Origin of the sequence: Hyalangium versicolor (genome assembly GCF_020103695.1) — a bacterium.
Classification (GTDB): domain Bacteria; phylum Myxococcota; class Myxococcia; order Myxococcales; family Myxococcaceae; genus Hyalangium; species Hyalangium versicolor.
Genome location: NZ_JAHXBF010000010.1, coordinates 33,353 through 59,258 on the forward strand (window position 1 = coordinate 33,353; position 25,906 = coordinate 59,258).

General features: G+C 67.7%; 26 protein-coding genes and 1 other RNA gene. 15 read left to right on the forward strand and 12 right to left on the reverse strand.

Features of this window, described 5'->3' with window-relative positions:
* Positions 1-74: 74 nt before the first annotated feature.
* From KY501_RS21290 to KY501_RS21305, 4 genes are all read left to right on the forward strand, one after another.
* On the forward strand, positions 75-1,076 hold the full coding sequence (locus KY501_RS21290; protein WP_224365064.1) for an oxygenase MpaB family protein: 1,002 nt from the start codon (positions 75-77) through the stop codon (positions 1,074-1,076).
* 55 nt (positions 1,077-1,131) lie between these two features.
* Entirely contained in the window at positions 1,132-1,362 is a 231-nt protein-coding gene (locus KY501_RS21295) for a DUF1993 family protein (protein ID WP_224365065.1), read from the forward strand.
* 111 nt (positions 1,363-1,473) lie between these two features.
* Entirely contained in the window at positions 1,474-1,737 is a 264-nt protein-coding gene (locus tag KY501_RS21300) for a hypothetical protein (protein WP_224365066.1), read from the forward strand.
* A gap of 207 nt (positions 1,738-1,944) precedes the next feature.
* The gene (locus KY501_RS21305) at positions 1,945-2,403 is read left to right on the forward strand and encodes a hypothetical protein (protein WP_224365067.1); all 459 of its coding nucleotides are present in this window, start codon (positions 1,945-1,947) and stop codon (positions 2,401-2,403) included.
* 377 nt (positions 2,404-2,780) lie between these two features.
* Here the strand turns inward: KY501_RS21305 and KY501_RS21310 are convergent, their stop codons facing one another.
* From KY501_RS21310 to ssrA, 3 genes are all read right to left on the reverse strand, one after another.
* Positions 2,781-3,377, reverse strand: coding sequence for a hypothetical protein (locus tag KY501_RS21310; RefSeq protein ID WP_224365068.1), 597 nt, complete (start codon positions 3,375-3,377; stop codon positions 2,781-2,783).
* 16 nt (positions 3,378-3,393) lie between these two features.
* Entirely contained in the window at positions 3,394-3,828 is a 435-nt protein-coding gene (locus KY501_RS21315; RefSeq protein WP_224365069.1) for a hypothetical protein, read from the reverse strand.
* Positions 3,829-3,947: 119 nt separating this feature from the next.
* Positions 3,948-4,309, reverse strand: a transfer-messenger RNA (tmRNA) gene (ssrA, locus tag KY501_RS21320).
* 190 nt (positions 4,310-4,499) lie between these two features.
* Between ssrA and KY501_RS21325 the strand changes: the two genes are divergently transcribed.
* The 4 genes from KY501_RS21325 to KY501_RS21340 all read left to right on the forward strand — a co-directional run bounded on the left by KY501_RS21325 (position 4,500) and on the right by KY501_RS21340 (position 10,441).
* Positions 4,500-5,846, forward strand: a complete 1,347-nt coding sequence (locus KY501_RS21325; RefSeq protein ID WP_224365070.1) for a M16 family metallopeptidase — start codon at positions 4,500-4,502, stop codon at positions 5,844-5,846.
* The gene (locus KY501_RS21330) at positions 5,846-7,465 is read left to right on the forward strand and encodes a M16 family metallopeptidase (RefSeq protein ID WP_224365361.1); all 1,620 of its coding nucleotides are present in this window, start codon (positions 5,846-5,848) and stop codon (positions 7,463-7,465) included. The genes KY501_RS21325 and KY501_RS21330 overlap by 1 nt, the downstream gene beginning before the upstream one ends.
* 116 nt (positions 7,466-7,581) lie before the next feature.
* A complete protein-coding gene (locus tag KY501_RS21335; protein ID WP_224365071.1) occupies positions 7,582-9,594 on the forward strand; it encodes an OmpA family protein in 2,013 nt (670 codons plus the stop codon).
* Between the two features lie 85 nt (positions 9,595-9,679).
* Entirely contained in the window at positions 9,680-10,441 is a 762-nt protein-coding gene (locus tag KY501_RS21340; protein ID WP_224365072.1) for a 2OG-Fe(II) oxygenase, read from the forward strand.
* A gap of 18 nt (positions 10,442-10,459) precedes the next feature.
* Here the strand turns inward: KY501_RS21340 and KY501_RS21345 are convergent, their stop codons facing one another.
* Genes KY501_RS21345 through KY501_RS21360 form a run of 4 tightly spaced genes read right to left on the reverse strand, consistent with a single transcriptional unit; the run spans position 10,460 to position 14,587 of the window.
* Positions 10,460-11,023, reverse strand: coding sequence for a hypothetical protein (locus KY501_RS21345; RefSeq protein ID WP_224365073.1), 564 nt, complete (start codon positions 11,021-11,023; stop codon positions 10,460-10,462).
* 9 nt (positions 11,024-11,032) lie between these two features.
* A complete protein-coding gene (locus tag KY501_RS21350; RefSeq protein WP_224365074.1) occupies positions 11,033-12,463 on the reverse strand; it encodes a hypothetical protein in 1,431 nt (476 codons plus the stop codon).
* Between the two features lie 10 nt (positions 12,464-12,473).
* Positions 12,474-13,733, reverse strand: coding sequence for a glutathionylspermidine synthase family protein (locus tag KY501_RS21355; protein ID WP_224365075.1), 1,260 nt, complete (start codon positions 13,731-13,733; stop codon positions 12,474-12,476).
* Positions 13,730-14,587, reverse strand: a complete 858-nt coding sequence (locus tag KY501_RS21360; protein WP_224365076.1) for a DUF350 domain-containing protein — start codon at positions 14,585-14,587, stop codon at positions 13,730-13,732. Before KY501_RS21360 ends, KY501_RS21355 begins: the two co-directional genes overlap by 4 nt.
* Positions 14,588-14,828: 241 nt before the next feature.
* Between KY501_RS21360 and KY501_RS21365 the strand changes: the two genes are divergently transcribed.
* Both KY501_RS21365 and KY501_RS21370 read left to right on the forward strand, forming a co-directional pair.
* Positions 14,829-15,776, forward strand: coding sequence for an AraC family transcriptional regulator (locus KY501_RS21365; RefSeq protein ID WP_224365077.1), 948 nt, complete (start codon positions 14,829-14,831; stop codon positions 15,774-15,776).
* Positions 15,777-15,833: 57 nt separating this feature from the next.
* Positions 15,834-17,057, forward strand: a complete 1,224-nt coding sequence (locus KY501_RS21370; RefSeq protein WP_224365078.1) for a nucleotide disphospho-sugar-binding domain-containing protein — start codon at positions 15,834-15,836, stop codon at positions 17,055-17,057.
* Between the two features lie 4 nt (positions 17,058-17,061).
* Here KY501_RS21370 and KY501_RS21375 read toward each other — a convergent pair whose 3' ends face one another.
* From KY501_RS21375 to KY501_RS21385, 3 genes are read right to left on the reverse strand one after another with little or no spacing between them, the layout of a single operon-like run.
* Positions 17,062-17,904, reverse strand: a complete 843-nt coding sequence (locus KY501_RS21375) for a hypothetical protein (protein ID WP_224365079.1) — start codon at positions 17,902-17,904, stop codon at positions 17,062-17,064.
* A 4-nt stretch (positions 17,905-17,908) separates the two neighbouring features.
* Entirely contained in the window at positions 17,909-18,505 is a 597-nt protein-coding gene (locus KY501_RS21380) for a TlpA family protein disulfide reductase (protein WP_224365080.1), read from the reverse strand.
* On the reverse strand, positions 18,502-19,584 hold the full coding sequence (locus KY501_RS21385) for a CFI-box-CTERM domain-containing protein (protein WP_309242983.1): 1,083 nt from the start codon (positions 19,582-19,584) through the stop codon (positions 18,502-18,504). Before KY501_RS21385 ends, KY501_RS21380 begins: the two co-directional genes overlap by 4 nt.
* A gap of 101 nt (positions 19,585-19,685) precedes the next feature.
* On the opposite strand from KY501_RS21385, the gene KY501_RS21390 reads away from it, so the two are divergent.
* The 3 genes from KY501_RS21390 (at position 19,686) to KY501_RS21400 (ending at position 21,727) form a co-directional block, all read left to right on the forward strand.
* On the forward strand, positions 19,686-19,988 hold the full coding sequence (locus KY501_RS21390; protein WP_224365082.1) for a hypothetical protein: 303 nt from the start codon (positions 19,686-19,688) through the stop codon (positions 19,986-19,988).
* 92 nt (positions 19,989-20,080) lie between these two features.
* Positions 20,081-21,301, forward strand: a complete 1,221-nt coding sequence (locus KY501_RS21395; protein WP_224365083.1) for a S1C family serine protease — start codon at positions 20,081-20,083, stop codon at positions 21,299-21,301.
* Between the two features lie 144 nt (positions 21,302-21,445).
* On the forward strand, positions 21,446-21,727 hold the full coding sequence (locus KY501_RS21400; protein WP_224365084.1) for a vegetative protein: 282 nt from the start codon (positions 21,446-21,448) through the stop codon (positions 21,725-21,727).
* A gap of 40 nt (positions 21,728-21,767) precedes the next feature.
* On the opposite strand, the gene KY501_RS21405 is transcribed toward KY501_RS21400, so the two are convergent.
* Positions 21,768-22,502, reverse strand: a complete 735-nt coding sequence (locus KY501_RS21405) for an RNA methyltransferase (RefSeq protein ID WP_224365085.1) — start codon at positions 22,500-22,502, stop codon at positions 21,768-21,770.
* 51 nt (positions 22,503-22,553) lie between these two features.
* On the opposite strand from KY501_RS21405, the gene KY501_RS21410 reads away from it, so the two are divergent.
* Together KY501_RS21410 and KY501_RS21415 are read left to right on the forward strand one after the other, a co-directional pair.
* Positions 22,554-23,141, forward strand: a complete 588-nt coding sequence (locus KY501_RS21410; RefSeq protein WP_224365086.1) for a hypothetical protein — start codon at positions 22,554-22,556, stop codon at positions 23,139-23,141.
* Positions 23,142-23,183: 42 nt separating this feature from the next.
* Positions 23,184-24,140, forward strand: a complete 957-nt coding sequence (locus tag KY501_RS21415) for a phosphoribosylaminoimidazolesuccinocarboxamide synthase (protein ID WP_224365087.1) — start codon at positions 23,184-23,186, stop codon at positions 24,138-24,140.
* 12 nt (positions 24,141-24,152) lie between these two features.
* Here KY501_RS21415 and KY501_RS21420 read toward each other — a convergent pair whose 3' ends face one another.
* On the reverse strand, positions 24,153-25,757 hold the full coding sequence (locus KY501_RS21420; RefSeq protein WP_224365088.1) for a sigma 54-interacting transcriptional regulator: 1,605 nt from the start codon (positions 25,755-25,757) through the stop codon (positions 24,153-24,155).
* Positions 25,758-25,906: the final 149 nt, after the last annotated feature.

Sequence of the window (25,906 nt, forward strand, 5' to 3'; positions counted from 1 at the left end):
GCCCTACTCCGGAGCGTGGCGGGGATTCGCTCGCCACGCTCTGGCACACTCCATCGGCGCCAGGTTTCGCTCTCATGCTGCCCAATCACTCATCGCTCGAAGGTTATGAACACCTCGGCCAGAAGCAGAGCAAGCTCGAGTCCCCCCGGGTCGATCCGGAAACGGCCTATCGCAGGCCCTTCCTGAGGCCCCGCTCGCCCCAGGTCCAGCGCGACATCGCGGCGCTCGATCCCGTGCGGGATTGCCAACGCATCGTGAACCTGCTGGCGACCTACGAGTTTCCCTTCGACCTGCAGCGAGCCCTCGAAGTCGCGCTCTTTCACACCTACGGAAGCCAGTCGGTCTCCCGGCTGCTCGATCGCACGGGCGAATTCAGCAAGCGCGGGCAGAAGCGCTACGACGACACCCGCCTCCTGCTCACTCACTTCACGGAGTCAGGCTGGGACCTGGAGATGGGTGCGCGCGCGATCGCGCAGATGAACCACATCCACTCCTTCTTCAAGATTCCGAACGACGACTACCTGTTCGTGCTCTGGACCTTCATTGACTTTCCCATCCAGTGGATGCGCGACTTCGGCTGGCGCCCCCTGACCGAGCATGAGAGCCAGGCCTGGTTCTCCTTCTGGTGTGAACTCGGGCGTCGCATGCGCCTGTCGGACGTGCCAGAGAGCAAGCCCGCGTTCGACGAGTTCGTGCGCGCCTATGAGGCGCGGGAGTTCGTCGCGAACGCGGCGAGCCATCGGGTGGCCAGGGCCACGCTCACCATCCTGGAGAACTGGTTCCCGAGCCCCTTGAGGTTCGCGGTCGCCCCCGCGGTGTTGAGCCTGGCGCGGCCTCAACTGCTGCCAGCCATCGGGATGTCCGCCCCCGCCCCATGGGTGGGCCGGGCGGTGCGGGGAGTGCTCAAGCTGCGCGCCTGGGTCAAGCGGCACGTGTCCTTGGAACACTCGCCGGTGCGGATCGAGGGAACCCCCAATCGCACCTACCCAGGCAATCAGTACACGGTGGAACGGCTGGGACCCGAGTTCGCGGCACGACGGCCCGGGGGCGATGACCCGGGCTCCGTGACCCGATGAGTTCCCTCAAGCAGGAGCGGAGCCGGGGCAGGAGGAGGAGAGCCCCAAAGCGGAAGTGGCGCTGGAGGCGTTCACACCCGACGAGGTCAACCCATGCGCGGGCAAGGACCTGGACCTTCAGATCGGGCCGCGGAGGCTCGCCTTCACGTCGGAGACGTTCATTCTCTCGTCTTCCCTGCCGAACTTCCATTTCCACGCCGTCACTGCCTACGACATCCTCCGCTCGCGCGGTGTACCGCTCGGCAAGCGTGATTACGAAGGCCGGCTGCGCACGAGATCAGCCTAAGCCGGAAATTCGTTGTGGAGGCAGGCGACGGGTGTTTGCGTACGTGAAGGGAGCAGGAGGGGTCAGAGCGATCGTGGTGCACCTCCTGTTGGTGGGGCTCGTGGTGGTCCTGTGGGGCGGCGCATCGCTGACAGGTTGCGCGCATGCACGTTGGAACTGGCTCAATGGGCCTCGGCGGACATCGCCAATCGTGCGGCCCACACGGTTCTGGCAGATGCTCGCCCAGGAGAAATGATCGCCGCCCTTTGCATCCAGTTCAAACGCAAGTACGAGCGAATGCTCAAGGACGAGCTCGCCGGAGCTCGCGTTTCAGAGTGTCGGACCCAAGGCATTGAGACAGTGTTCTTCGACATTCTCATGGGCGGCGGACGATGAGTGACCTGACGCAAGAGGACCTGGTCCGTATCGCTCACCAGTTCTATCCCCAAGGCTTTCCTCCAGAGGATGACGACCTCAGTGAGCCCACTCCAGCCCATCAGCGTACCCCCGAGCACCAGCGCTTCATGGCTGCATGGGAGCGGGCGCTTCGTTGGGAAAAGTGGGGTGCGTTCATGGACGAACTCCGGACAAGTTTTCCGGAGCATGCCATCGGGGGGTGGGACACAGCCGTTCGTCTCAGCCTGCCTGCGCTGCCAGATCTACAAAGCGCAACCCGCTGCTGACGGCGATCAGCTCGTCACCCGTGTGGCAGTCGCGGTGAGCGTCCTTGCGCCGCTCTACGTCGTCTACGTCACGACACAGCACTGGTACCCGCACCGAGACACGGAGCGTCCAAGCGCGGCGTCAGCCAGCAGCCCCTTCCTCATCCGCCGCGCTTCACGTCAGCAGCTGACCTTCGAGCCTGCGCCTGGCATCCAGCCCCACGCCGTTGCGCTGGCACAGCTCGTGGAGCGAGTCCTGGAATGTCGCCCGTTCCCGCGGCAGCTCGCTCATGTGCCATTGCAGGGTATTCGTATCGGGCAACTCAACTCTCTCAGCTCCGATCCGCCTCCGACGCTTCTCGACGCCCTCTTCAGCGACGATCTGGCCAACCTGCCTTGACGGCCCGGCCAGCGCTACGAGTGCGACCAGCTCGTCCAGTTGCCCTCGCGACCTCGGCCGAAAAAGAAAACCCCGTGGCACCTGGATGGCGCCACGGGGTTCTGTGCTGCAGTGGAGGCGGCGGGAATCGAACCCGCCGCCGGAGACTTCCGGCAAGAGCTCTACAGAGCGGTCGAGCGCGGTTTCTATAGGAGTTCCAGCCGCTTACGCTGCTCCGTGCTCCGCGCCGACATGTGTTGAGAGCGCCCCAACACGGGTCTGCTGTAGCAATGCAGCAAGGCACGTCACAGCGGCTCTGGAGGCCCTGAAAGGGGGCGTTGCCCGCCACACGTTCGTGCAGGATCCGCGTGGCGGGTGGTGGAGTAGGGCGCCCGAGGTCACCAGCGATCATCTGTAAAGAGGCAATCGATGAGCTGGGCATCACCCATATGCACATTGCCGCACTGAATGTCGGGAACGGAGGTGAAGAGCACTTCGGTGGGCAAGCGCTGAACTTGGAGAGAAGAGCGCACGAGGGGCTCGATTTTCTCCACGTAGGGCTTGGTCTCCGGAATATCGCCGTAGAAGGTTCGCGAGGGTGAGGCTCGCTTACCCACGTGGTGCTGAAACGAGCTGTAGAGCACGAAGACAGGAGCGATGATGCTGACGAGTACGACGACGGCGCGTACTTCCTTGGTGCCATTCGCCAGAAGCGGGGGCGCTGGGAGATACAGCCTGGCACGCCAGCAGTTGTCGTTCGAGAAGAGAGCGGTCCAGTCCTCGACCCTGAAGTGTGGAAGAGCCTCTTCGAGGCGGCGGAGCAACTCCTCCCAGCGTGCCGAGCTGCTGGACGCCTCCTGACGCGTCTTCAACAGGCGCTGATACTGCTCCGAACTGCCATAACCCTCGTCGCTACTGCGGACAAAGGAGGGGTAGTAGCGGTGCACCACCTCAAGGAGCTGAGGAGTGGAGAAAGGAGGGGCCGAAGGATCCATGCGAGTCTCAGTGAGGTTACATATCGATGAAATCGCGAACTCGGGCGCCAGGAACTGGCACCGATAGAAGCTTTTGCATCTCCTGACGAAACCTCTCACACATCACGGCCGAGACAAGGCCCTGGGGGAGAACCAGCTCCGCGGCGGCATCAGCAGCCTCGGCTGCAGCAGCCTCGGCGAGGCCATCGTCGACTGTCCCGAGGAAGTTGGTTTCTGGCACCTCCACCTGGACCCGGCACGGCACATTGTGCACTCCACCCTCCGACACACGCGCAAGCGTGATGATCAGCCGTGCCATCTTCCATCCACCTGGACCCCGCCCTTTGAGCGAGACGATAGGGGAAAAGTGGAACTGCGCTGGTGCGATTCCACCTGGTCCGCCGACGATGGAAACACAGGCCGTCGCGAGCAGAAGGAAGGCCACCGAGAAGCCGCAGCGCAGATTCCTCATTGCGTCTCCCTCCTCATCCAGCGCCGCGAGCGCGGCCAGCTCGTCCGGCTGCCTCTCGCGGCCTCAACCGAAAAAGAAAACCCCGTGGCACCTTAATGGCGCCACGGGGTTCTGTGCTGCAGTGGAGGCGGCGGGAATCGAACCCGCGTCCGAAAGCCTTCCGCCCTTCGACCCTACGTGCGTAGTCCGCGCTTTGTTACGTCCCGAAGGCTCCCACGGACGGGATACTCCGAGCCGGTCCTGGAAGATCTCGCCACCTCGGGCCCAGGATCCCTTGGCAGCCAGCCCGCATTATGACGGTCCTACCCTACCCCACGGGCCGAGAGCAGGAGGACCGCGCGCTAAGAGCTGGTGTTAGGCAGCCAGCGCGAGCTCAACGTTGTCGTTGGCTTTTGTGTCTTTTGCCAGCGGTTTAACGAGTCACTGACGGCTCGGCACGCGTCTCGGGCTTCTATGCCCCCGTCGAAACCAGGTCGCCCCCTTTCGTTCGACGCTTCTACAGTAACCGCTCACGGAGGAAGTTCAATCCTCCTGACGTACCTGTCCCTCCGGTCTCCCACACACTCCCCAACAGATTCACTCATGCTTGCCTCCCCTCCAGGGTACCTGACGCCGTAGGGTGCCCCACCGCCGAGGTTGTCTACCCACCTCGGCCGCTCTGAGGTCACCGCATGCGCAGATTCCTCCCCCTCCTCCTGCTCCTGCTGGCCCCGGCCCTCTCCGCCGCCGCCCAGCCGAGCACCGAGGCCTTCCCCTACCCCCTCAAAGTCGATCGGCTGCCCAACGGACTCACCGTCGTGCGCGTGCCGTTCCGCTCGCCCGGCCTCATCGCCTACTACACCGTGGTGCGCGTGGGCTCGCGCAACGAGGTGGAGCCCGGCAAGACGGGCTTCGCCCACTTCTTCGAGCACATGATGTTCAAGGGCACGAAGAAGCACCCCGAGGGCGAGCGCGATCGCATCGTCGCCAGCTACGGCTACGACGACAACGCGTACACCACCGACGACTTCACCGTGTACCACTCGTATGGGCCCTCCTCCGGGCTCGACGCGCTCGTCGAGTTGGAGGCCGATCGCTTCCGCAACCTCGAGTATGCCGAGGCTTCGTTCCGCACCGAGGCGCTCGCGGTGCTCGGCGAGTACCACAAGAACGAGGCGCGTCCGGAACTCAAGATGGAGGAGCAGCTCCTGGGCACCGCCTTCAAGGAGCACCCCTACCGCCACACCACGCTCGGTTTCTACGAGGACATCAAGGCCATGCCTGAGGCCTATGCCTACAGCCGCTCCTTCTTCGAGCGCTGGTACACCCCGGACAACACCCTGATCTTCGTCGTCGGAGACTTCGACGACGAGGCCCTCATGAAGCAGATCCGCGCGCAGTACGGCCCGTGGGATCGCAAGGTGGCCACGCTCCCCATCCCCTCGGAGCCGAGCCAGAAGGAGAAGCGCACCACCCACGTCGACTGGCCCTCGAGCACCCTGCCCCGTCACGTGCTCGCCTGGCACACGCCCGCCGCCGCGCTAGCGACTCCCAGCGCCGCCATCCAGTCCGTGCTCGCCGCCTACCTCGTGGGTCCCACCAGTCCGCTCTACAAGGAGCTCGTGCTGGAGAAGCAGCTCGCCGAGTCCATCGGCAGCGACTTCTATCCGCACCGCGATCCTTCCCTGTTCATGATCGGTGGCACGCTCAAGGCCGAGCAGAATCGCGCCTCGGTCGAGACCGCCCTCACTCGCGCCATCCGGGAGCTGGCCACCGGCAAGGTGGACGCGGCCCGGGTCAAGGCCATCCAGAGCAACATCCGCTACGGCCTGCTCATGAACCTGGAGTCTCCGGATGACGTGGCCGGCCAGCTCGCCTTCTACGCCGGCATCTTCGGCACTCCGGAAGCGCTCTCCAGCCACCTCCAGAACGTCGCCAAGGTGCAGCCCGATCAGCTCGTCTCCTTCGCGAAGCGGTACCTCGTCGACTCCAACCTCACCGTCCTCACCCTCACGCCCGCCGCCGGAGGCAAGCCGTGATGATCTCCTTCACTCGAACCGCTCTCGTCCTTGCCTCCGCGCTGTGGCTGAGCGCCTGTGCCAGCGGGCCCCAGCCCACGCCTCCGCCCGAGCCGCCTCCCCCTGCCGCGGCCCAGGCACCGGCTGCGCCCAAGACCCAGGCGCTCACGGCTCCGCTCCCGCCGGTCTCGGCCACACCGCTGAAGCAGCCCGCTCCCATGCAGCTCGTCGTCCAGGCGAGCGCCGAGAACCCCATCGTCAGCTTCCGGCTCGTCTTCCGCAGCGGCTCCGTGGATGACCCGAAGGGCAAGGAGGGCCTCACCGCGCTCACCGCCCAGTTGCTGGCCGAGGGCGGCACCCGGAAGCTCTCCTCCGCTCAGCTCCTGGAGGTCCTCTTCCCCATGGCCGCCGAGCTGAACGTCTTCCCGGACAAGGAGTTCACCACCCTCTCCGGCCGCGTCCACAAGGACTTCCTGCCGCGCTTCCTCGAGATCTTCACCGACGTGCTGCTCGAGCCCCGCTACGATCCCAACGAGTTCGAGCGCCTGCGCACCGATGCGCTCAACGCCGTCCGCAACCAACTGCGCAACGAGAATGACGAGGAGCTCGGCAAGGCCGCCCTCGACGCGCTCCTCTATCGCGGCCACCCCTATGAGCACTTCGTCGGTGGCACCGTGCAGGGGCTCCAGTCCCTCACGCTCGACGACGTGAAGGCCCACGCCCGCCGCATCTTCACCCAGGATCGGCTCGTCATCGGACTGGCCGGGCCCGTGGATGACGCGCTGAAGAAGTCCGTCACCTCGCGCCTGTCCGCGCTGCCCGCCACCGGCGCTCCTCGTGTGGAGCTGCCTCCCGTGCCCGTCGTGCCCGGCCGCGCCGTCGTCATCCAGAAGCCCACGCTCTCCACCGCCGTCTCCATGGGCTACGTGACGCCGCTGCGCCGAGGCGATCCCGACTTCTTCCCGGTGGCCTTCGCGCTCTCGTACCTGGGCGAGCACCGCCAGTTCCACGGCGTGCTCTTCCAGGAGCTGCGCGAGCGGCGCGGCCTCAACTACGGCGACTACGCCTATGCCGAGCACTTCCTCGAGGCTCCAGGCACCACCTACAGCCGTCCCAACATCGCCCGGACCCAGCAGGATCTCACCCTGTGGATCCGGCCGGTGGTCCCGGCCAACGCCGTCTTCGCCACCCACGGCGCCGTCTACTACCTCGACCGGCTCGTGCGTCAGGGCATGCCTCGCGAGCAGTTCGAGGTCGTCCGCGGCTTCCTCATGAACTACACGCGGCTGTGGGAACAGACGGATCAGCGGCGCCTGGGCTACACCATCGACTCGCTCTTCTTCGGCACGCCGAACTTCCTCGAGCAGTACCGCAAGGCCCTGAGCGACATGACTCCCGACTCGGTCCAGGAGGCCGTGCGCCGCCGCCTGCGCCCCGACGCGCTCAGCTTCGTCTTCGTCACCCAGGACGCTCCGGCGCTCGTCAACGCGCTGAAGTCCCAGAAGGTCCAGCCGCTCAGCTACGCCTCCGCCAAGCCGCTGGAGCTGCTCGAGGTGGACAAGGCCATCGTCCAGCACCCCCTCTCGCTCCAGCCCGACTCCATCGAGCTGATCCCCGCCAGCTCCTTCATGGAGCAGTGACGGGCTCGCAGCCTGTTTCATGTGTTTCGGTAGCGAGGCGACAGTAGAAACCCGCATTTTTCCTGTCGCCTCGCGTATTTCTTTTTGTTCGACAGATACGGGGTATAAGCGGACCCATGCGAGGACTGCTCCGCGAGCCCTGTCTCCCCGGGCTCCTGCGCCAGGCCACGGTCCGCCTGGTGCTTGTCTGTGCGTTGGTAGGAGGCTTCACCGCCCGCGCTGACCATGATCCATTCGAGCGCAGCTTCGACGCCGTCCCGGTCAAGGCCACCGCGGCCCAGGACAGTGGCATCGCGCTCGAGGGTGCTCGGCCTGCTCCCGTCAGCAGCCTCCGTGCCGCCCTGCTGCTCGACTTCAACCTGAGCATCCTCTCGCTCAAGCTCGGCGAGGAGCGGCTGGGAGATCTGATCCCCTACCGGCTCGATGCACACGCCCTCTTCGCGTACCAGTTGCACCCCCGCGTGGAGCTGGCCGCCGATCTGCCCTTCACCGTGTATCAGGGAGATCACTTCCAGTTGTTGCGAGACGCACTCGCAGCGCAGGACTTCCCAGGTGCCGCCAGCGTGAGCCACGTGGGGCTCGGGGATCTGCGCCTGATTCCGCGCTTCCACCTGTTGGATCCGTCCGTCTATCCGGTGGGGCTCGCCCTCGTGGGCGAGGTGCGGCTGCCCACGGGCGATGGATACAGCTTCCTCGGTGAGCGCCGGGTCCTCTTCGCGCCACGGCTCGCGGTGGAACGCTCGTTCGGCCCCGTGCGCCTGCTGGGCAACGTGGGCTGGCGCTTCCGCCGTCACGCCCAGTACCTCAACCTCTATGTGGATGACGAGTTCACGCTCGGCGCCGGCGCGGTGGTGGATCTGCCCGACGTGGGGCGCCTCACGAATTTCCAGGCGCTGGCGGAGATGCACCTGTCCACGCCCTCCTCCGCTCCCTTCAACTTCAGCCAGGCCGACTCCCTCAAGACGCCGTGGGAGGCGCTGGTGGGCGCTCGCGCCCGGATCTCCGGGCCCTGGGGCCTGACGCTCAACCTGGGCCGCGGCATCGGCCTGCATGGTGGCTACGGCCGCGAGGCCTTCCGCGTCATGGTCGCCCTGACCTACGAGGAGTCCATCTTCGACGCGGATGGAGATGGTGTCCCCGACTCGCGCGACAAGTGCCCCACCGAAAAGGAGGACCGCGACGGCTTCCAGGATGACGACGGCTGCCCGGATCCAGACAACGATGGCGACGGCATCGCCGACGGCGAGGACTCGTGCCCCGACAAGGCTGGCCCCAAGGAGCTCAAGGGCTGCCCGGAGAACATGGACTCCGATGGAGATGGTGTCCCCGATCACCTGGACGCCTGCCCGCAGAAGCCCGGCCCCAAGGAGCTCAAGGGCTGCCCTGCGGATCTCGACTCCGATGGGGATGGCATCCCCGATCACCTGGACGCCTGCCCGCAGAAGCCCGGCCCCAAGGAGTACGAGGGTTGCCCGGACAGTGATGGCGACGAGGTGCCCGACAACGAGGACGAGTGTCCGGACATGTTCGGCCCGCCGGAGAACAACGGCTGCCCGTACGACTCTCCGCCGTATGTGGTCGTCGAGTCCGACCGCATCCGCATCAAGGGCAACATCCTCTTCGAGACTGGCCAGGCGAAGATCCGCAAGCAGTCGTTCAAGCTGCTCGACGAGGTGGCTTCGGTGCTCGCTCGCAACCCCGAGCTCGGACCCGTCCTCATCGAAGGGCACACCGACAACGTGGGCGCTCGCGCGCTCAACCTCGACCTGTCCAACCGCCGCGCCAAGGCGGTGTTGGACTACCTCGTGGGCAAGGGCATCGCGCGCAAGCGCCTGCGGTCTCAGGGCTTCGGCTTCGAACGGCCGATTGCGCCCAACACCACGCCGCTCGGCCGCGCCAAGAACCGCCGCGTCGAGTTCCGCCTCGTGAAGGATGAGGTGGAGACGCCTCCGCACGAAGTGCCTGCTCCCGCGACTCCACCCGTCACACCCAACGGCGCGGCGCAGGACGCGAAGAAGGAGTCCGCTCCCGCGGCGGCTCCGACTCCGGCACCGGCGAAGGGCACAGCTCCGGCTCCGGCTCCGGCTGCTCCGAAGGAGACGAAGTCCTCTCCTGAGAAGCCTCGGTGAGTGCCCGTTGGGAGCCCACCAGAGTCGGGTGAGGCTCCCTCGGGTGCTTGACGCTCCGGGCAGGCGCGCTCCATCGTCCACCCTCATGGCCGCGCCGACTCACGCCACCCTCGCCGAGCGCCCGTGGGAAGCGCTTCGCTCGGGCAGCTCCGACGTCTTCGAGCTGCTCGACACGCACCTGGGCGTGCGCGTGCCCGGCTTCCTCTCCCGCGAGTCCTGCGCCCACTTCACCCGCCGCGTCTATGACGGCAGGCCGTTCTGGATCTCCGACTTCGGCGGCGTCCAGTTCTCTCTCGGACGTGCCTGGTACACGCACCTCGAACAGGACCGCGAGGACGAATACTTCGCTCAGGCCCGCACCTCAGATGCCCAGGTCGAGCGCTTCCTCCCCGGCCTCCAGGCGAGCCTGCGCGATGCCATCGCCACGCTCGTACGCGCCCCTGCGCCCCAACGCCCGGGATGGTGCGGCCCCGGTGTGCACATCTTCCCCGCGGGACAGTGGCTGTCCCACCACGGCGGAGACATCCACTTCGATACCGAGGGACTCTCCGACGAGCAGTGCCAACAGGGCTCTCGCGCCCTCACGCTCGTCCTCATGCTCCAGCCCCCTGAGTCCGGCGGAGCCCTGCGCCTGTGGGACGTCACCTACGAGGGCAGCGATGACGTGCCCGACGAACTCCCCCAGCGCTCCTACGTTGACGCGAACTATTCCGTAGGGGACCTGGTCATCCTCGACAGCTATCGCCTCCACCAGATCCAGCCCTTCACCGGCCCGAAGGACCGCATCTCCGCCACCGCCCACGCCGCGCTCGATGTGTCCGGCACGGTCTGGGAGACGTGGTTCTGACTCCGCCGCGCACCTCGCTCAGGTGAGCACGCGCAGGTAGTGGTAGTTGTCGCTCCCCAGATCATCCAGCACGAGCCCGTACTCGGGATCATCTCCAGGCAGCAGGTAGACGACCTCCGACTGCACGTGCAGGAAGTTGAGCATCGAGATGCCCTTCAGGATGTGCTGGAAGGTCTCCACCTTCCACAGCCTCTCCTCGGAGATGTTGAGGTGCGCTCCCAGCCGCTTGTCACTCGTGCTGCCGTGCTGAAGCAGCAGGGACATCGTGAACACGCAGTAGCGCGACTGCCCGTCCTCCGGTGCCGGAGCAGAGCGCGCCTCCTTGCCCTTCAGCCCGTCCACCCAATCCTGGAAGTCCCCAGGTGCGCGCGAGGGATCATCCCAATAGTCCCACACGCCCCACTTGAACTCGGAGGACACGTCAAGCAGCGCGTAGCAGATCTTCCGATAGAAACCGTAGCGCTGCCCGTGCGTGGTGCGCTCGGAGCCGGAGGTGATGATCGCGTGCAGCCGCTCGTACACGGGATCCCGAGGCGTCTGCATGGGCCGCACAATCTGCATCGCGAAGATGGAGTAGTCCATGGTGCCCTCTCACCCTCCGTAGCTCGAGTAGCTGCTCGACGTCGGCGCGCGGTTCCACGAACTGTAGGAGCCGTGGGCGAACCCCAGGATCTGCTGCGTCCCGCGCGCCACCCGCACCTGGACCTTGGCGAAGCCATTGGGCCTCTGCCGTGGCGCTCCGGAGGCCGAGTTGGGAGGAGGTGTGAACATCGTCGCGCGGCGCTGGGGCTCGTAGTAGTGACCGCGCGAGAGCTGCGAAGGAAGGCTGCTCGGATCCACGCTCGGCGGGCGGTTGCGCCACCAGGGATACAGCCCCCAGAAGATGGAGTGGCTCTGCGGCGAGCCTCCGAAGAAGTAGGGCTGTCGTGGCAACGCGGCCAGCGCGTCGGCTGTGTACGGCTGCGTCAGCGCGTCCTCCGCCTTGGGATCCGCGGGCTGGAAGTCGCTCGCCGCCATGGCTTTCACGTCGATGCCTGCCTCGCGGTAGCTCACGAAGTCCTCGTTGATGTCGTCCAGCTCCTGCAAGGGCACGTCGCCTGGAACGATGTACAGCACGTGCTGGATCCCCAATCCCTTCAGGCTCTGAGCCGGAGGCAACCGCACGAGGTACCGGTTGTCGAACTGCTTCTTCACGTCCGTGAAGGGCAGCAGGCGGTTGCGATCGAGCACGAACACGGGCGGCGCGGGTGTGCTCCGCTCTCGGGCCAGCCGATCCAGGAGCGGGCGGTAGTACACCACCGCCGCAAGCGTGAGGTGCGCGGGCACCACGCCGCGAGGGTGAGGCCAGTTGTCGAACGTGTAGATGGGCTCGAAGCGCCGAGCCAGCCCCGTGGAGAAGGCCACCGTCTCGGGGCCCGGGAGATCCACGAACACCGCCGTGGTGCGTGACACCTCCTGGCCCTGGGGAAAGAGGCTCTCCAATGCCAGGCCCTGCCGGAACGCCGTGTCCATGGCCGGGGTGAAGATGGGCCTGAGCGTGCCCTTCAACGCGCTCTTCGACTGCAATCCCTCCCAGTTCGTCCCCGGTACCTCCGCGAGCGCCTGGAAGAGCGTCGCCTGGTAGAAGGGCTTGAGCGAGTCCTGCCGGGGCGCCATCCCCGTGGCGAGCGTGTCGAACGAGCTCGCGTCGTACGCCACCGAGGACTGTCCCACGAAGGAGAGCGCCTCGTCCGGAGCGCCGAAGTTCCATCCCTGCGCGCGCTGGGTTTCCAGCGTGTCCCGGTCCTCGATGGGATCGGACGTCACGCCGGTAACAGCGGCGATGATCCCACCTCCCACGGCCACCACGCCTCCCAGGGCCGCGAGCGCCTTGAGCGCCGAACGCCGGCTCATCGGATCCTGCATCTCCGAGAGGCCTTCGTTCCACCACTGCGCGCCGACGATGCCCGGCTGACGGGTGGTCACCTTGCGCAGGAACGGAAGGTCCTCTGGCTCGTTCTTGCCCTTGTCTCGCTCCGCCACCGGCCCTCCCTCAGGGCGTCACGAGCACCGGGACGCTCAAGGCCCCTGTGTCCGTGGCACCGCGCTGCACGCGGGCGTAGAGGCCTGCCGCCTCGCCCGCGATGACGTAGACACCGTGGTTGATCGACTCGCCGCCCTCCGCCTCCTCCGCCTCGAAGTAGCGCTGGGCCACCCACCGGCCCGGCACCGCGTGGACGAGCGCCGCGTTCCACTCGTCCTGCGGCGTGAGGCGGCCTACCAACACCTCGTCTCCCTCCGCGCCGTAGTCCGACTTGAGCACCCAGTCGGCCTTGTCCTTCGCCAACTCCTCCACCGGCACCGCCTCCATGCGCACCGTGTAGGGGATGAAGGCGCGGATGGTGGCGCGGGCTCGAGGTGAGAAGCGCTCGTGGTGCTCCCACATGAAGGCCATGGCGCGCTTGTTCTGCGTGAGCACGGCCCCGAACGGGTTCACCACCACGCACCGGCCCTCCAGGCACGCCTGCATCACCAGGGACAGGGGCTCGGCCAGAGGCGCCAGATCCTCGGCCGGATCCTCGTCGTCCCAGACGGGGAGCCGCTCGCTCCACCAGTCCGTCTTGTAGTGGCGCAGCAGCACGTCACAGGGCTCGTCGAACAGGCGCACGCGCCCGTCCGGCCCCCCCGAGAGGTTGAAGGGGGAGCCGATCCGCACCGCCCAGCCGCGCGACTCGAACCAGGCGCGGTACAGCCGCACGAGCGCCAGATCCTCGGGCATCTCCGTGGGGTAGATGATGCCCAGGGCGGGCGACTCCGGCACGGGCACCAGCAGCCGCGCCGCGAGCGACTCCACCATCTCGCAGAGCCGCTCGCCCAGTTGCCCGTTGGGGTCCTTCGTCCCCGGCCACGAGGGCTGCACCAGCGGGTTGAGGAGCACCGCCTCCGCCTCACCCGTGGGCGTATCGCTGTTGAGCTCGCACACCGCCAGCCCGCCGTCCTTCGTGGCGAAGACGTCCGCCCGGGCGATGCCGTGCCAGAACGGCTGCGAGGCCTGCCACATCAGCCGCTGGAACGGCGTGAGCCCGAAGAAGGACTCCAGCAACTCCGGGGACGCGGCGCAGGCCACGGTCAGCTCGTGGTAGACGGCCGCCACGTCCTCGGCTGCCCGGTAGAGGCGCTCCTGACGCTCGCGCGGGAGCAGCAGCGGCTCGGCGCGGAAGCGCGGCGTCCCGGACAGCCACGGATCCGTGACGATGCCCGTGGCGAGCAGACGCTCCGCCAGCGCGGCATAGCTGAGAGAGGGAGTGCTCATCCGAGGCGCGTCACCAGGAAGGCCGCCGCCAGGTAGCTCACCGCCTCCAGTGCGCCCATGCCCAGGTTGCGCTCCGCACCGATGCCCTGATCCAGCCGGCCGCCTCGCAGCTTGAAAGGCGCCCCGAGCAACAGCGTCTGCACCAGCAACTGGCGCACCGGGTAGAGCGTGAGGATGAAGACGAGCGCCTGAGCATAGCCACGCAGCGAGGCGCCCCACCCCACGAAGGTCCCCTCCACCGCGTGGCCAACGATGAGGGAGACGGCGATGGTGACGCCCGCGTAGCTCAGCGCCGCAGCCAGGTTCTCGCCCAGCACCTCCTCCGCGTCGTCATACCGGGTGAGGGTGCGGAAGAGCACGACGAAGGCGTGCAGCGTGAGCTGGGACAGCACGAAGAAGACCAGGGAGATGCCCAGCATCCCCAGGTCCGTGCCAGAGATGGAGCGCGCGAGGATGATACCGGTGGCCAGGTAGTGCGCCCCGGCCGCCAACCCCGCCGCGGTGTTGCCGCGCTCGATCTCCGCCAGCAGCCGAGCGCGCAGCAGCACCTTCACCCCCAGGTGCCCGAACGCGGCGAGCAGCCCCAGCGCCAGCAGGCCATATGCGGCCACCCAGAGCGCGTCCTGGGCCACGCTCTCGCCCTGCGCGCACCCCAGCACCACCGAGCCGGCGATGAGGAAGATGCTCAGCACCTGCCCCACCTGGAGCAGGGCCCGTGCCGTGTTGTCGTGCTCCAGGTCCTGCCTCACGGTGTGCTGGGGCGACAGCAGCCGCTGACCGGCCCGGAACAGCAGCAGCAGCACGAGAACCGTGATCCCACTGAAGGTGAGCAGGTACAGGGGGCGAAGCTCCATGGCCTGGATGCTAATCCCCCTCAGGTAGGTCCCTGAAGGAGAAAGCCTCCACCCCCGGGAGCCTGCTTGTCGCACCGTCGGTGCGAGTACTCACCTGAGCGTGCGAAGGAGGTCCCCTCCGGGCGCGATGCGCGCCAACCTGTCCACCTGTCAGACAGGTTCGATTCATGTCCCCCGCCCGGGGCTGCCCTCTCGTGCGTCCACTTCCTGCCTCGTCATCAGGCGCGCTACCCTGTCCGCCATGCCGGCTGGGTTCGACCGACAACTCGTGGAGCGGATACAGGCCATCCCCGGTGGGCCGGGCGTGGATTGGATGCTGTTCGAGTCCGGCAGACGGCACGTCCCATGGATGAAGGCCGACGCCGCGTCGCGGCGCATCGCGCAACGCGTGAACATCACCTCCGTCTGGGCGGAGGGACGGACCGTCGAAGGGCCGAAGCATCACAACCCCGGGCTGGAGCTGAACTGGGTGGAGCAGGGAAGCATGGAGATGATGTTCGGTGGCCGATGGGTCGAGGCCTCCGCCGGTGCGTGCCTGCTCATCCCCTCGACCATCGAACACACTCCTCGCTTTCGCTCCGCCGTCTTCCACCAGGTGCGCTTCTCGCCCCAATGGATCGCGGATGCGGCCGCGCAGCTGGAGAGCGCGTTCCCAGAGGCGGAGGAGCCGCACGTCTTCGGTTCGGATCAGCGCATCACCCGGCTCGCCCGCTGCCTGGCCGAGCAGATCAACCTGGGGCTCGGAACCGAAGATCCCGAGCTGAGCGCCTTGAGCGACGCCCTCACCTTCTGTCTGGTGCGCGGCCCTCCCCTCTCAAGGGAGCGCTCGCCCGACGCGAGCATCCGTCGCGCACTGGAGCTGATGGCCTGCTCCTACAGCGAGCTCCTCACCGTCGATGATCTGGCGCGGGCCGCCGAGTTGCCGCGGTTCGTGTTCCTCCGACGCTTCCGCGACCAGGTGGGGACGAGCCCCTACCGCGCCCTCACCGAGCTGCGCCTGGAGCGTTCCGCCAAGCTGCTGCGCACATCGAGCGCCACCGTTCTCGAAGTGTGCCTCTCCTGCGGCTTCGGGGACCCGAGCCGCTTCGCGCGCATGTTCCGCCAGCGCTACGGCTGTACGCCGCTCCGCTTCCGCCGCGAGCAACAGCCCACCGCGCACGAAACGCCTATTCTCCGCACGAACCGCTGAGACGCCGCTCAGGGCCGCGGACAGGATTCGGTGCATCTCTCTTCTCCGGAGTGCACCATGCGAGTCCTCTTCTGCAGCTCACCTCTGCTCGGCTATTTCCTCCCCCTCGTCCCATGGGCATGGGCACTGCGCGCGGCGGGGCACACGGTGAGGGTAGCCACCACGGGCGAGGGACTCGAGGCCTGCGGGCACGCCGGGCTGCACGCCTTCGATGCCGCGCCGGGCGTGAACGTGGACGAGGTGTTCCGAAGCACGATCGCAGCGAACCGAGCGGCCATGCCTGTGGGAACCCCTCCTCCCTGGGCAGGCGCCGGGAAGAGCTCCCCCTTCTCCAACAAGCCGGCCACGCCGCCGGGCCCAGGCAGTGCCTCCCCCTGGGGACAAGCCGGCCGAACCTCCCCCTTCGCCAAGGTGGCCGACTTGATGACGGATGAGACGATCCGCATCGCCCGAGACTTCCGGCCCACGCTGGTCATCTACCCGCGTCTCCACGTGCTGGGCCGGCTGGCTGCGGAAGTCCTCGGCGTGCCGGTGGTGGCGCACTCGCCCAGCCTCCCCATGGCTCCCGAGATGATGGGTCCCCTCTCGTGGCTGATCCCCCCCGAGGCCTGTGAACGCCACGGGCGCACCATCGAGCTGGCCAGCCCCGCGGCGCTGCTCCACCCCACGCCTCCGAGCATGCTCAACGACGACTTCCCTCCGGGCTGGCCCACGCGCTACGTGCCTTACAACGGCTCGAACGGAGCGCTTCCCTCCTGGCTCCTCGAGCGTCCCACGCGCCCACGGATCTGCGTGACGCTGGGCTCGGTGATCCCCGGGATGGGCGGCGTGTCGGCGGTGAAGAACGTGGTGGATGTGCTCGCCGAGCGGGATGTGGAGGTGGTGCTCGCCCTGGGCGGCGCGGACCTGCAGTCCCTGGGAACCCTGCCAGCGAACGCGCGCGCCACCGGCTGGGTGCCACTCAGCGAGCTGCTCCCCAGCTGCAGCGCGATCGTGCACCACGGAGGGGCAGGCACGACCTGGACAGCACTCGCGCTCGGCATCCCCCAGCTCATCCTGCCCCAGGGAGCGGACCAGCCCTTCAACGCCGCGGCAGCCGAAAAGCGCGGGGTGGCGGTGGTGTTCTCACCGGTCCCCGAGACCCGGGCGCCCCTGGAAGAAGCACTCGATCGAGTGCTCAAGAACGGAGAGATGCGAGCAGCAGCGCGTGCCGTCCAGGAGGAGATGGCGAAGCTCCCGGGCCCTCACGAGATGATCGAGAAGCTCGCCGCGCTGACCTGACGCCTCACTCCCCAGCGGGAACGGCGTGGTCCCGGCGCAGCCGCTCCAGGAACTCCGGCTCGAAGGCGCCGTCCACCCGCAGCGAGTAGCGGAAGAACGGATCCGCCTCCACGCCGTGGTAGTCGAAGTCGTTGAACCAGTACGCGCGGCCCGTCACCGGCAGCTTCCGCCGCGCCTGCTCGTCCCACAGGAACAGGCGCTTGTTGCCCCGAGGGCACACGGTGATGAAGTGGTCCGGTGCCGTCTGGTCCTCGGGCTCACCGTCACGGTGGACGGTGCCGTGATCATTGGCCTCCAGCCCCAGCAGCGTGCAGCGGCCGATCTCCCGGAACGGCAACGAGCGCACGAAGGCCACCGTCCGCGGAAAGTAGAGCCGAGCCTCCCGCGTGAAGTCCTTCCCTTGCGCCGTGCTCTTCTCGCTCCAGTAGCCGCCGGGGACGAGTTCGTAGAAGACCTTCCACGGGAAGTACACGCCGTGCTTGAACTTCAGGAAGAGCATCTGCTCGCGCGTGAGCGGATGGTCCCGCTCCTCGCCGAACTCGTAGGTGTGCCGCTGCTTCGCATCGAACGCCTCGGGCTCTCGGCCCAACGACACGAAGGTGGCGAACTCCTCCTTGCTGAAGCCGCGGATCACCTGTCCGTAGTCGATATACGGATCCTCCGCGAGTGACGGCGGCATGATGCCCATCGCCTTGTGGCTGCCGCCCGTGTAGCTCGTCTGCACCTGGGCCAGCGCGTAGCAGATCTCGTCGTCCAGCGACTCCAGCTTCGCCAGATCCAGGTACGGCTCCAGGTTCAGGAACGCACGCCCCCAGAGCCCCACCAGCCCATCGCTCGAGGTGCTCATCGCCTCACTGCTTCAGCGCCTGCTCGATGCGCCGGCGCAGGGAGTGCTCGGGCATCATCCCGCGCACCGCGTCCGTCACCTTGCCATTGCGATCCAGGAAGTAGAGCGTGGGCAGCGCCTCGATCTGGAAGGCCCGCGCCACCTCGTCGTTGGCGTACACCACGTAGGGCGCCAGGTCCGGCAGGTTGCGCTTGACGAACTGGTCCACCAGCTCTTCCTTCACGTCGTCGTCATCTCGGCTGGCCGCGACGAACACCAGGCCCTGGCTCTCGTACTCCTTGGCCAGCTTCACCAGCGAAGGCATCTCCTCCTGGCACGGCGGACACCACGTGGCCCAGAAGTCCAGCATCACCACCTTGCCCCGCAAGTCGCTCAGCGCCAGCTTGCCTCCACCGTAGCGCTCCATCTGGAACGAGGGCGGCGCCGCTCCGTCCGGCACCAGCTTCGAGCGCTGCGCCTCCATCACCCCCAGGTACACCAGCCCCGCGAGCCCGAAGGACGCCGTGAGCACCAGCAGCAGCTTGGAGACAAACTCTCCGCTGCGGCGCGCGGGCGGCGGGGGTGCTCCCTCGGGAGATGGCGTCGTCACCGGCTGCGTCACGTGTGTCCACTCCTCGTCAAGCCACGGTGCACCAACGTCAACGCCTCGCGCACCCCCATCTTCACCCGCGGGTGCCTCACCACCCAAGCCGCCAGCTCCGGGCCATACCGATAGTAGCCACGAATGAACGCCCGACCGAGCCCATGGTGGCGCAGCACGTCGTCCCGGAACGCCCGGAAGGCCACCAGCTCGGGAGCCCCCTCCCCGAACGCCGCCGTCGCCAGGAAGCACGAGGCCGCCGGGCTGATCCACATCAGCCGCCCGTTGGTGATGTTCACCACCACCTTCAGCTCCCGCGCCTCCGTATAGAGGAAGCACAGCAAGTCCCGCCGCGCCGCGGGGAACTCGGCGCCGCTGGCCTCCTCGAAGTCGATGCGCGCGCTGCTCCCGCCCCCCACCTCGTCCACCGTGAAGAGGTATCGGTTCGAGCTGCGCTGCGCCTCCACCTCCAGCGTGCGCAGCTCGCCGAAGTACGCCAGGAAGGGCGTGTTGCAGGCCGGGCACACGTACCGGTGGTACGCGTGACTCGGCGTGAACGCGTAGTCGCCTATCCGCTTGCACCCCGTGTTGGGGCACACGAGCTTCACCTTCGCCTGCGGTGCCTCGCGCGGATCGTACCGGGAGGCCCCCGTCGCCTTGTCGAACACCGGTGGAGCCGCGGGCGCCTGCGTCACCAGGCTGCGCGTGGGGTGTGCCGCCCGCTCCAGCTCGAGCGCTCGACGCCACGCCTCCTCCGCCGGCCCCAGCCGCCCGTCCACCGTGTGGCAGAGCGCCTCGGCGTGCGCTTGAACCGCCGCCAGGATGCCGTGCGCCACAGGAGGGGCCTCGGGCGCCCACGTCACGGCGATGGCCTGGGCCAGCACCTGCTGGGCCTCGGGCAGCAGCGCCTCGGCCGCCTTGCGCGCTGGATCCTCCGCGCGCCGGTATAAAGGAGGCTCGGGGATGCGCGCGAACAGCGCCGAGGCGTCCGTCCTCAAGCGCTCCAGCGCCGCCGGAATCCCGCTGCGCCTCACGTCCATCTGCGCCGCCTTCGCCTGGGCGGCCTGGAAGAATTCTTCGGGCTGCAAGGCCGCGCACATTAAAGGCCCCCACCTCCCCTGTCAGCGACCTTTCCTGCCCGCGTTGGAAACTGGCCCTCTCCTCCCGTTCGGTGTACGAGAGGGTAGGAGGATGTAAACACATGGGTCTGCTGAAGTTCTTGGTGTGGACGTCGTGCGCGGTGGGGCTGGGCATCTTCCTGGCGAAGGGACAGGTCGACGGCCGCACGCCCCTGGACCACATGGAGCGAGCGTGGAAGCGCAACGTGCACCCCTCGCAGATGGACCGGATGAGGGACGGGATGGACCGGGTGAAGGACGGGCTGGAGGACGCGCTGGACGAGGCCAAGGACGCGGTGGGCAAGAAGTCCGAGTCGGCCCCGCGCGAGCGCATCACCGCCGAGGATCGTGAGGCAGTGAACCGTCTGATTGCACAGAAGAAGTAAGGGAGCTCCGAGCCCGGAATGCCCCCCGCTTCCTGTTCTCCCCGCCTCTCCCTAGCTTCGAGGGAGCGGTGGAGGGGTGTGGGAGGCGTTCCATGGCAAGTGCGCAGAGCAGGGGCGTGCTGTTGGCGGCGGCGGCGTGCGCGCTGATGGTGGCAGGATCCGCACGCGCGGCCGGTGAGGGCGCCGGGCGGTTGTGGCTGGAGGCGCGGGGCCAGGAGCTGCATCAGCAGCGCTCCACGCTCAGCCAGGTGGCGCGCGCGGCGATGCCCGCGGTCGTGTCCATCACCACCCGGCAGGTGAGCACGGAGGCTCCCGCCGAGGAGCAGAAGGGCATCGGCTCCGGCTTCATCATCCACCCGGACGGCTACATCCTCACGAGCACCCATGTCATCGAGGGCGCCTCGGAGGTGATGATCAAGGTGAACACTCCGGACGGCTACCAGGAGGAGTTCCCCGCGCGGATCGTCGGCCAGGACGAGCGCACGGACTGCGCGCTGCTGAAGATCGAGGCGGGCCACCGGCTGCCTGCCCTCAAGCTCTCGTCGGCCTCTCACGTGGAGGTGGCGGACTGGATCGTCGTCATCGGCAGCCCCTTCGGGCTGGAGCACTCCGTCACGGTGGGGGTGATCAGCTACAAGGGCCGCACGGACGTGACGCCCAACGGGCGCGAGGGCGACTACGACTATCTGCAGATGGACGCTTCCATCAACCCGGGCAACTCGGGTGGGCCCGTGCTGGATCTGCACGGGGACGTGGTGGCCATCGCCAACGCGGTGAACGTGGCGGGCCAGGGCATCGGCTTCGCGGTGCCCATCGACATCGCCAAGGCGGTGCTCCCCCACCTCAAGGCGTATGGCCACGTGCGCCGGGGCTGGCTGGGCATCGACGTCCTGGACTACTCGCCGGAGGTGGCCGAGGAGCTGGGGCTCTCGCACTCCGCGAGGGGCGTGGTGGTCTCGAGTGTGGCGGCGGACAGCCCCGGATTCCGCGCGGGCCTGCGTCCGGGAGACATCATCGTCGGGCTGGGCACCCAGCGGGTGGAGCGGGCGCACCAGCTCCGCTGGCAGGTGGCAGCCCGGGGGGTGGGTAAGACGGTGGTCCTGAACATTCGCCGGGGGCAGCAGCCGATGAAGCTCCGGGTGAAGCTGGAGGAGCCGCCGGCCAGCGAGGTGGCGGCCCCGGCGGTGGCCTCCAGGGGCTCGCCTCCTCGGAAGCCCACCAGCTCTCGGCTGGGGCCCGATCGGGCCGGGTTGCCGGTGACTCCGGCGGCCGAGGGGCCCGAATTCGAGCCCGGTGCCACGCCGTCTCCCTGACGGCCAGAAGCCGGCGCCTGGCCTCCTGATCGCCGCCCAGCTTGCGTTCCCCTCGCGCGGGAGCTACACAGTGCGCCTTTTTCGGTTCCGGGCGGGCCACCAGGCGTGGCGTCCGGGCTAGCACTGCAACAGAGAGGAAAACCCATGGCTGAGGAAGCCAAGAAGACCAATCCGCACAAGAACTGGCCGCGCATTGCCAAGGGCGGCGGCAAGAAGGCTTGCTCCGTCGCGGGCTGCAAGCGCCCCTATCGCGCCAAGAGCTACTGCTTCTTCCACTTCAAGAAGTGGCGCCAGGGTGAGCTGCCCCACTCGCGCTACCGCACCTGCTCCAAGGCCGACTGCCGCACCAAGGTGCTCAAGGGCGGCCTGTGCGAGAAGCACTACAACGAGACCTACAAGAAGGAAGCAGCAGCGGCGGCGGCCTAGCCCCGTCTTCAGCTTCGCTTCTCCGGGCGCCTCCCTCCTTCTATGGAGTGGAGGCGCCTCGCTTCACCGCACGCCCCAGGTGCTTGAAGGCCGTGAGCCACAGCTCCGCCTCGCGCTGGGAGAGCCGCGCTCGCATCAACGTCCGCTCCAGCTCGTGCAGCACGTGCTCCGGCGCCTGCGGGTTGAGAAACTCCGCGGACAGCATCACCTCCTGCATCCGCTGGCTCAGCGCGCCCAGCGTGCCCATGCGTGCACCCGGCTCGGAGGCCTCCGGCACCGGCTCCTGGGTTCCCTCTCGGCCACACAGATAGAGGAGCACCGCCGCCGCCTGCGCCAGGTTCATCGACGGCTGCACCTCGCTGGTGGGGATGACCAGCACCTCCGCGCAGTGCGCCAGTTCTTCATCGGACAGGCCCCGCTGCTCTCCCCCGAGCACCAGCGCCACCCGCCCCCGAGCGCTCTCCTGCGCCAGACGTCGCACCGCCTCCTCCGGGGTGAGTGCCACTCGCCCTCGGAGCTGGGTGCGAGAAGTGGTGCCAACCGCATACACGCAGTCGGTGAGAGCCTCGGGCAGATCGCGTGCCACGGCCATCCTGTCGAGCACGGACTCACCTTTGACGGCGAGCCGCTCCGCCCCTCGGAAGGCATAGGTGGCGGGGTCGGACAAGATGAGACGCGAGAAGCCGAAATTGGCCATGACCCGAGCGACGGCGCCCAGGTTGTCCGGCGAGCGCGTCTGGTGGAGAACGACGGTGAGGTTCGCACCCAGACCCATGCCTCCGAGTTTATCTAGCTGCCCCGGGCCGTGATCGGTATATTCCGCCTGATGCGTCGCTGGGTCCCTGGCCTGCTGCTCTCCGTCGTCGTCCTGACCGCTTGTGGCGGCACGGGCGCTCCCGTTCGCTCCTCGCTGAGCGTGCGGCAGGCGCTCACCAGCTCTCCGGAGGCGCTCGAGTTCGAGTCTCCCGCCACGCGGCAGGAGTTGTTCCGCGAGCTGGCGCGGCTGTCCGAGCAGGAGGAGGGCCAGGCGGCGCAAGCGCTGGTGCTCTTCCCCATCAGCCACCACGGCGAGTTGGTGGCGGCGCCCGGTTTCGGGTCGCGGATGGACCTGCTCCAGGCGCCGGATGCGGGCGGTGTGCTGCAGCTCACGTTCGACGGGCGCACCGGTGAACACTGGCCTGATGATCGCCGCGACAGCCTTCAGGGACTCTCGGAGCGCGAGGCGGCGGAGCTGGTGGCTCGGACACTGCTGACGCACTGGGGAATCCAGCAGACGGGTCCGGTGCAGGTGGACCGGGTGTCTGGCGCGCCGTACGCGGTGGCGTACGTGGATGGAATCCTCCGTATCAATCCGGCTTTCCTGTATCTGGCGGCGGCCACAGGTCCTGCTTCCACGGCGGCGAGCGTTCAGTAGAGTCCGCGCCCTCCCGCACCTCCGCGGGCTTCGAGGCGCCTCGTGAACACGTCCGCTCTCCACGCGCAGCTTCCGCACACGCTCCGGCAGGTGAACCTGTCGTCGCTGGGCACGCACTATCAGGGCAAGGTCCGGGACACGTACCGGCGAGGGGATCGGCTGATCCTCGTCACCACGGATCGGCTCTCCGCGTTCGATCACGTGCTGACGACGATCCCGTTCAAGGGAGAGGTGCTCAACCGGCTGGCGAACTTCTGGTTCGAGCGCACGAAGCACGTGGTGCCGAACCACGTGCTGGAGATACCGGATCCGAACGTGACGGTGGCTCGGGCGTGCGAGCCGTTCGCGATCGAGATGGTGGTTCGCGGGTACCTGACGGGGAGCCTGTGGCGGGACTATCAGAAGGGAACGCACACGGCCTACGGGCTGCCCTTCCCCGCGGGGCTGCGCAAGGACGAGGTCTTCCCCGAGCCCATCATCACTCCGTCCACGAAGGCGCAGTACGGCAAGCATGACGAGCCCATCTCCGAGGCGGAGATCCTCGCGCGAGGGCTGGCGAGCCCGAGGGACTGGGCGCGGCTGACGGAGGCGGCGAAGGCGCTGTTCGCCGAGGGGCAGAAGTGGGCGCGCACGCGCGGGTTGATCCTGGTGGATACGAAGTACGAGTTCGGCAAGGTGGGCGATGACCTGTACGTCATCGACGAGATCCACACGCCGGACTCGAGCCGGTACTGGGTGGCGGACGAGTACGAGGCGCGGTTCTCGAAGGGCGAGGATCAGCGGATGCTGGACAAGGAAAACATCCGCCAGTGGCTGATCCGGGAGCGGAACTTCTCGGGGCACGGCACGCCGCCGCCGATCCCGGACGAGGTGCGCGTGGATCTGGCGGAGAAGTACCTCACGGCCTTCGAGCGCATCACCGGCACGGAGCTGAAGCTGGAGCCAGGGGACGTGCACGCGCGCATCGAGGAGAACCTGCGCGCAGCTGGCTACCTGTGAGCCTCTCCGGGCTCACGAAGTGACCAGCCCGAGATCCTTGATCCGGCGCAGGAGCCCGCGCCGGGACACCTCGAGCCGCTGCACCATCGCGTCGAGATCCCCGTTGCACTCGTGGAAGCAGCGGGTGATCTCCTCGGGGCTCAGCTCCACCGCTGTCCTCAGGCTGGGGCTCTTGTCGATCAACATGTAGAGCGAGGGACGGGTAATACCCAGCTTCTCCGCCGCGGCCTTCATGTCCCAGCCCGTGGCGCGCAGCGCCTCGAGCAGTTCCTGATCACTCACATCCGAGGGCCTGCGCCGCGACGAAGTGGCCTCGGGCTTCTGCTTCTGCCGGCGAGTCGTGCCCACCCGCTCGGACGCGGGCGTCGCGGCGCTGCTCAGCTCCTGCTCCATGTGCGGCAGGAGCCGAAGCGAGGGCAGGCTCCGGCTGGCGATGACGAGCTGCCGCGACAGGTTGCGCAACTGCCGGATGTTGCCGGGCCACGAATAGTTCAGCAGCCGGAGCGCCACGGAGGCAGGGAGCCAGGACTCGGCTCGCGGGTCCTGGCTCTCCAGGCGATTCGTCTCCCCCACCGCCTCCAGCTCCTGGCGGGCGAAGTGGGCGAAGAGCACGCCAATGTCCTCGCGGCGCTCTCGCAACGGAGGAACCCGGATCTCATAACCCGCCAGCCGGTGCAGCAGCGGAGCCTTGAAGAGCTCGTCGCGGATGCGCTCCTCGAGATCGGCATCCGTGGCGGCGATCAACCGCACGTCCACGGGCACCGAAGAGTGGCCACCCACTGGATACACTTCGTTCGTCTCCAGCACGCGCAGTAACAGCACCTGCACCTCGGGTGGTGCCTCGCCCACCTCGTCGAGGAAGAGCGTGCCGCCATGGGCCGCGCGGAAGAAGCCCTCGCGATCCTGCACGGCGCCCGTATAGGCACCCTTGCGCGCCCCGAAGAGCTCGGCGGCCGCCAGCTCCTTGGGGAGCGCGCCCAGGTTGACGCTGATGAAGGGGCCGGCCCGGCGAGGACTGGAGCGGTGGATGGCCTGAGCAACCAGCTCCTTGCCCGAGCCCGTCTCGCCGCGGATGAGCACCGGCACCTTGAGATCCGCCACCTGGGCAATGCCCTCGCGCACCCGGCGCGTGCCCACGCTGTAGCCCACCATCCCGAGCGCTTCCATGGCCGCCGGCTCGCCCTCGGACACCTGGTGGAGCAGCAGCACGATGCGCTCGGCGAGCACCAGCGGCACCCCCTCGACCAGCTCCTCGGCGGAGAACTCCTGGGAGCCGATGACGGGCGTGTCCGCCACGTACACCGAAGTTCCGCTCTCCTCGACGCTCAGCCGCACGCCGCCGTCCGCGGTGGGCGTGAACACCAGGGGCTTGCGACTGAGGAACGCATCCGCCAGCGGCATCCCCTGAAGCGCACCCGGGAATTTGAACTCGGGGGTCGTGCGAGACACCGCCACGCTCCCCTGAGCGTCCAGAGCCGTGAGCAGCAGCCGCTCTCCGGCACGCTGGAGGTCGGGGTGGGAGATGACGGTCAAGGCCGGCACAACCCGCTGCGTCCGCTCCGGGGGACGGGGAGACGGGACGACTGTCGAGGACTCTGCGAGCTTCCGTTCCTGCATCGCGTCCTTCTATGAGATCCCGAGGTTCTCGGACAGTGTAACGCCACGGCAGGAGCCAGGCAGGCACGCTCGCCTGGAGACGGGCCTATGTGCCAGCGGGACCCGGCTGGCCACCGAGGACCTTGTGACTCCCAGAGTCGCCTGTCCTA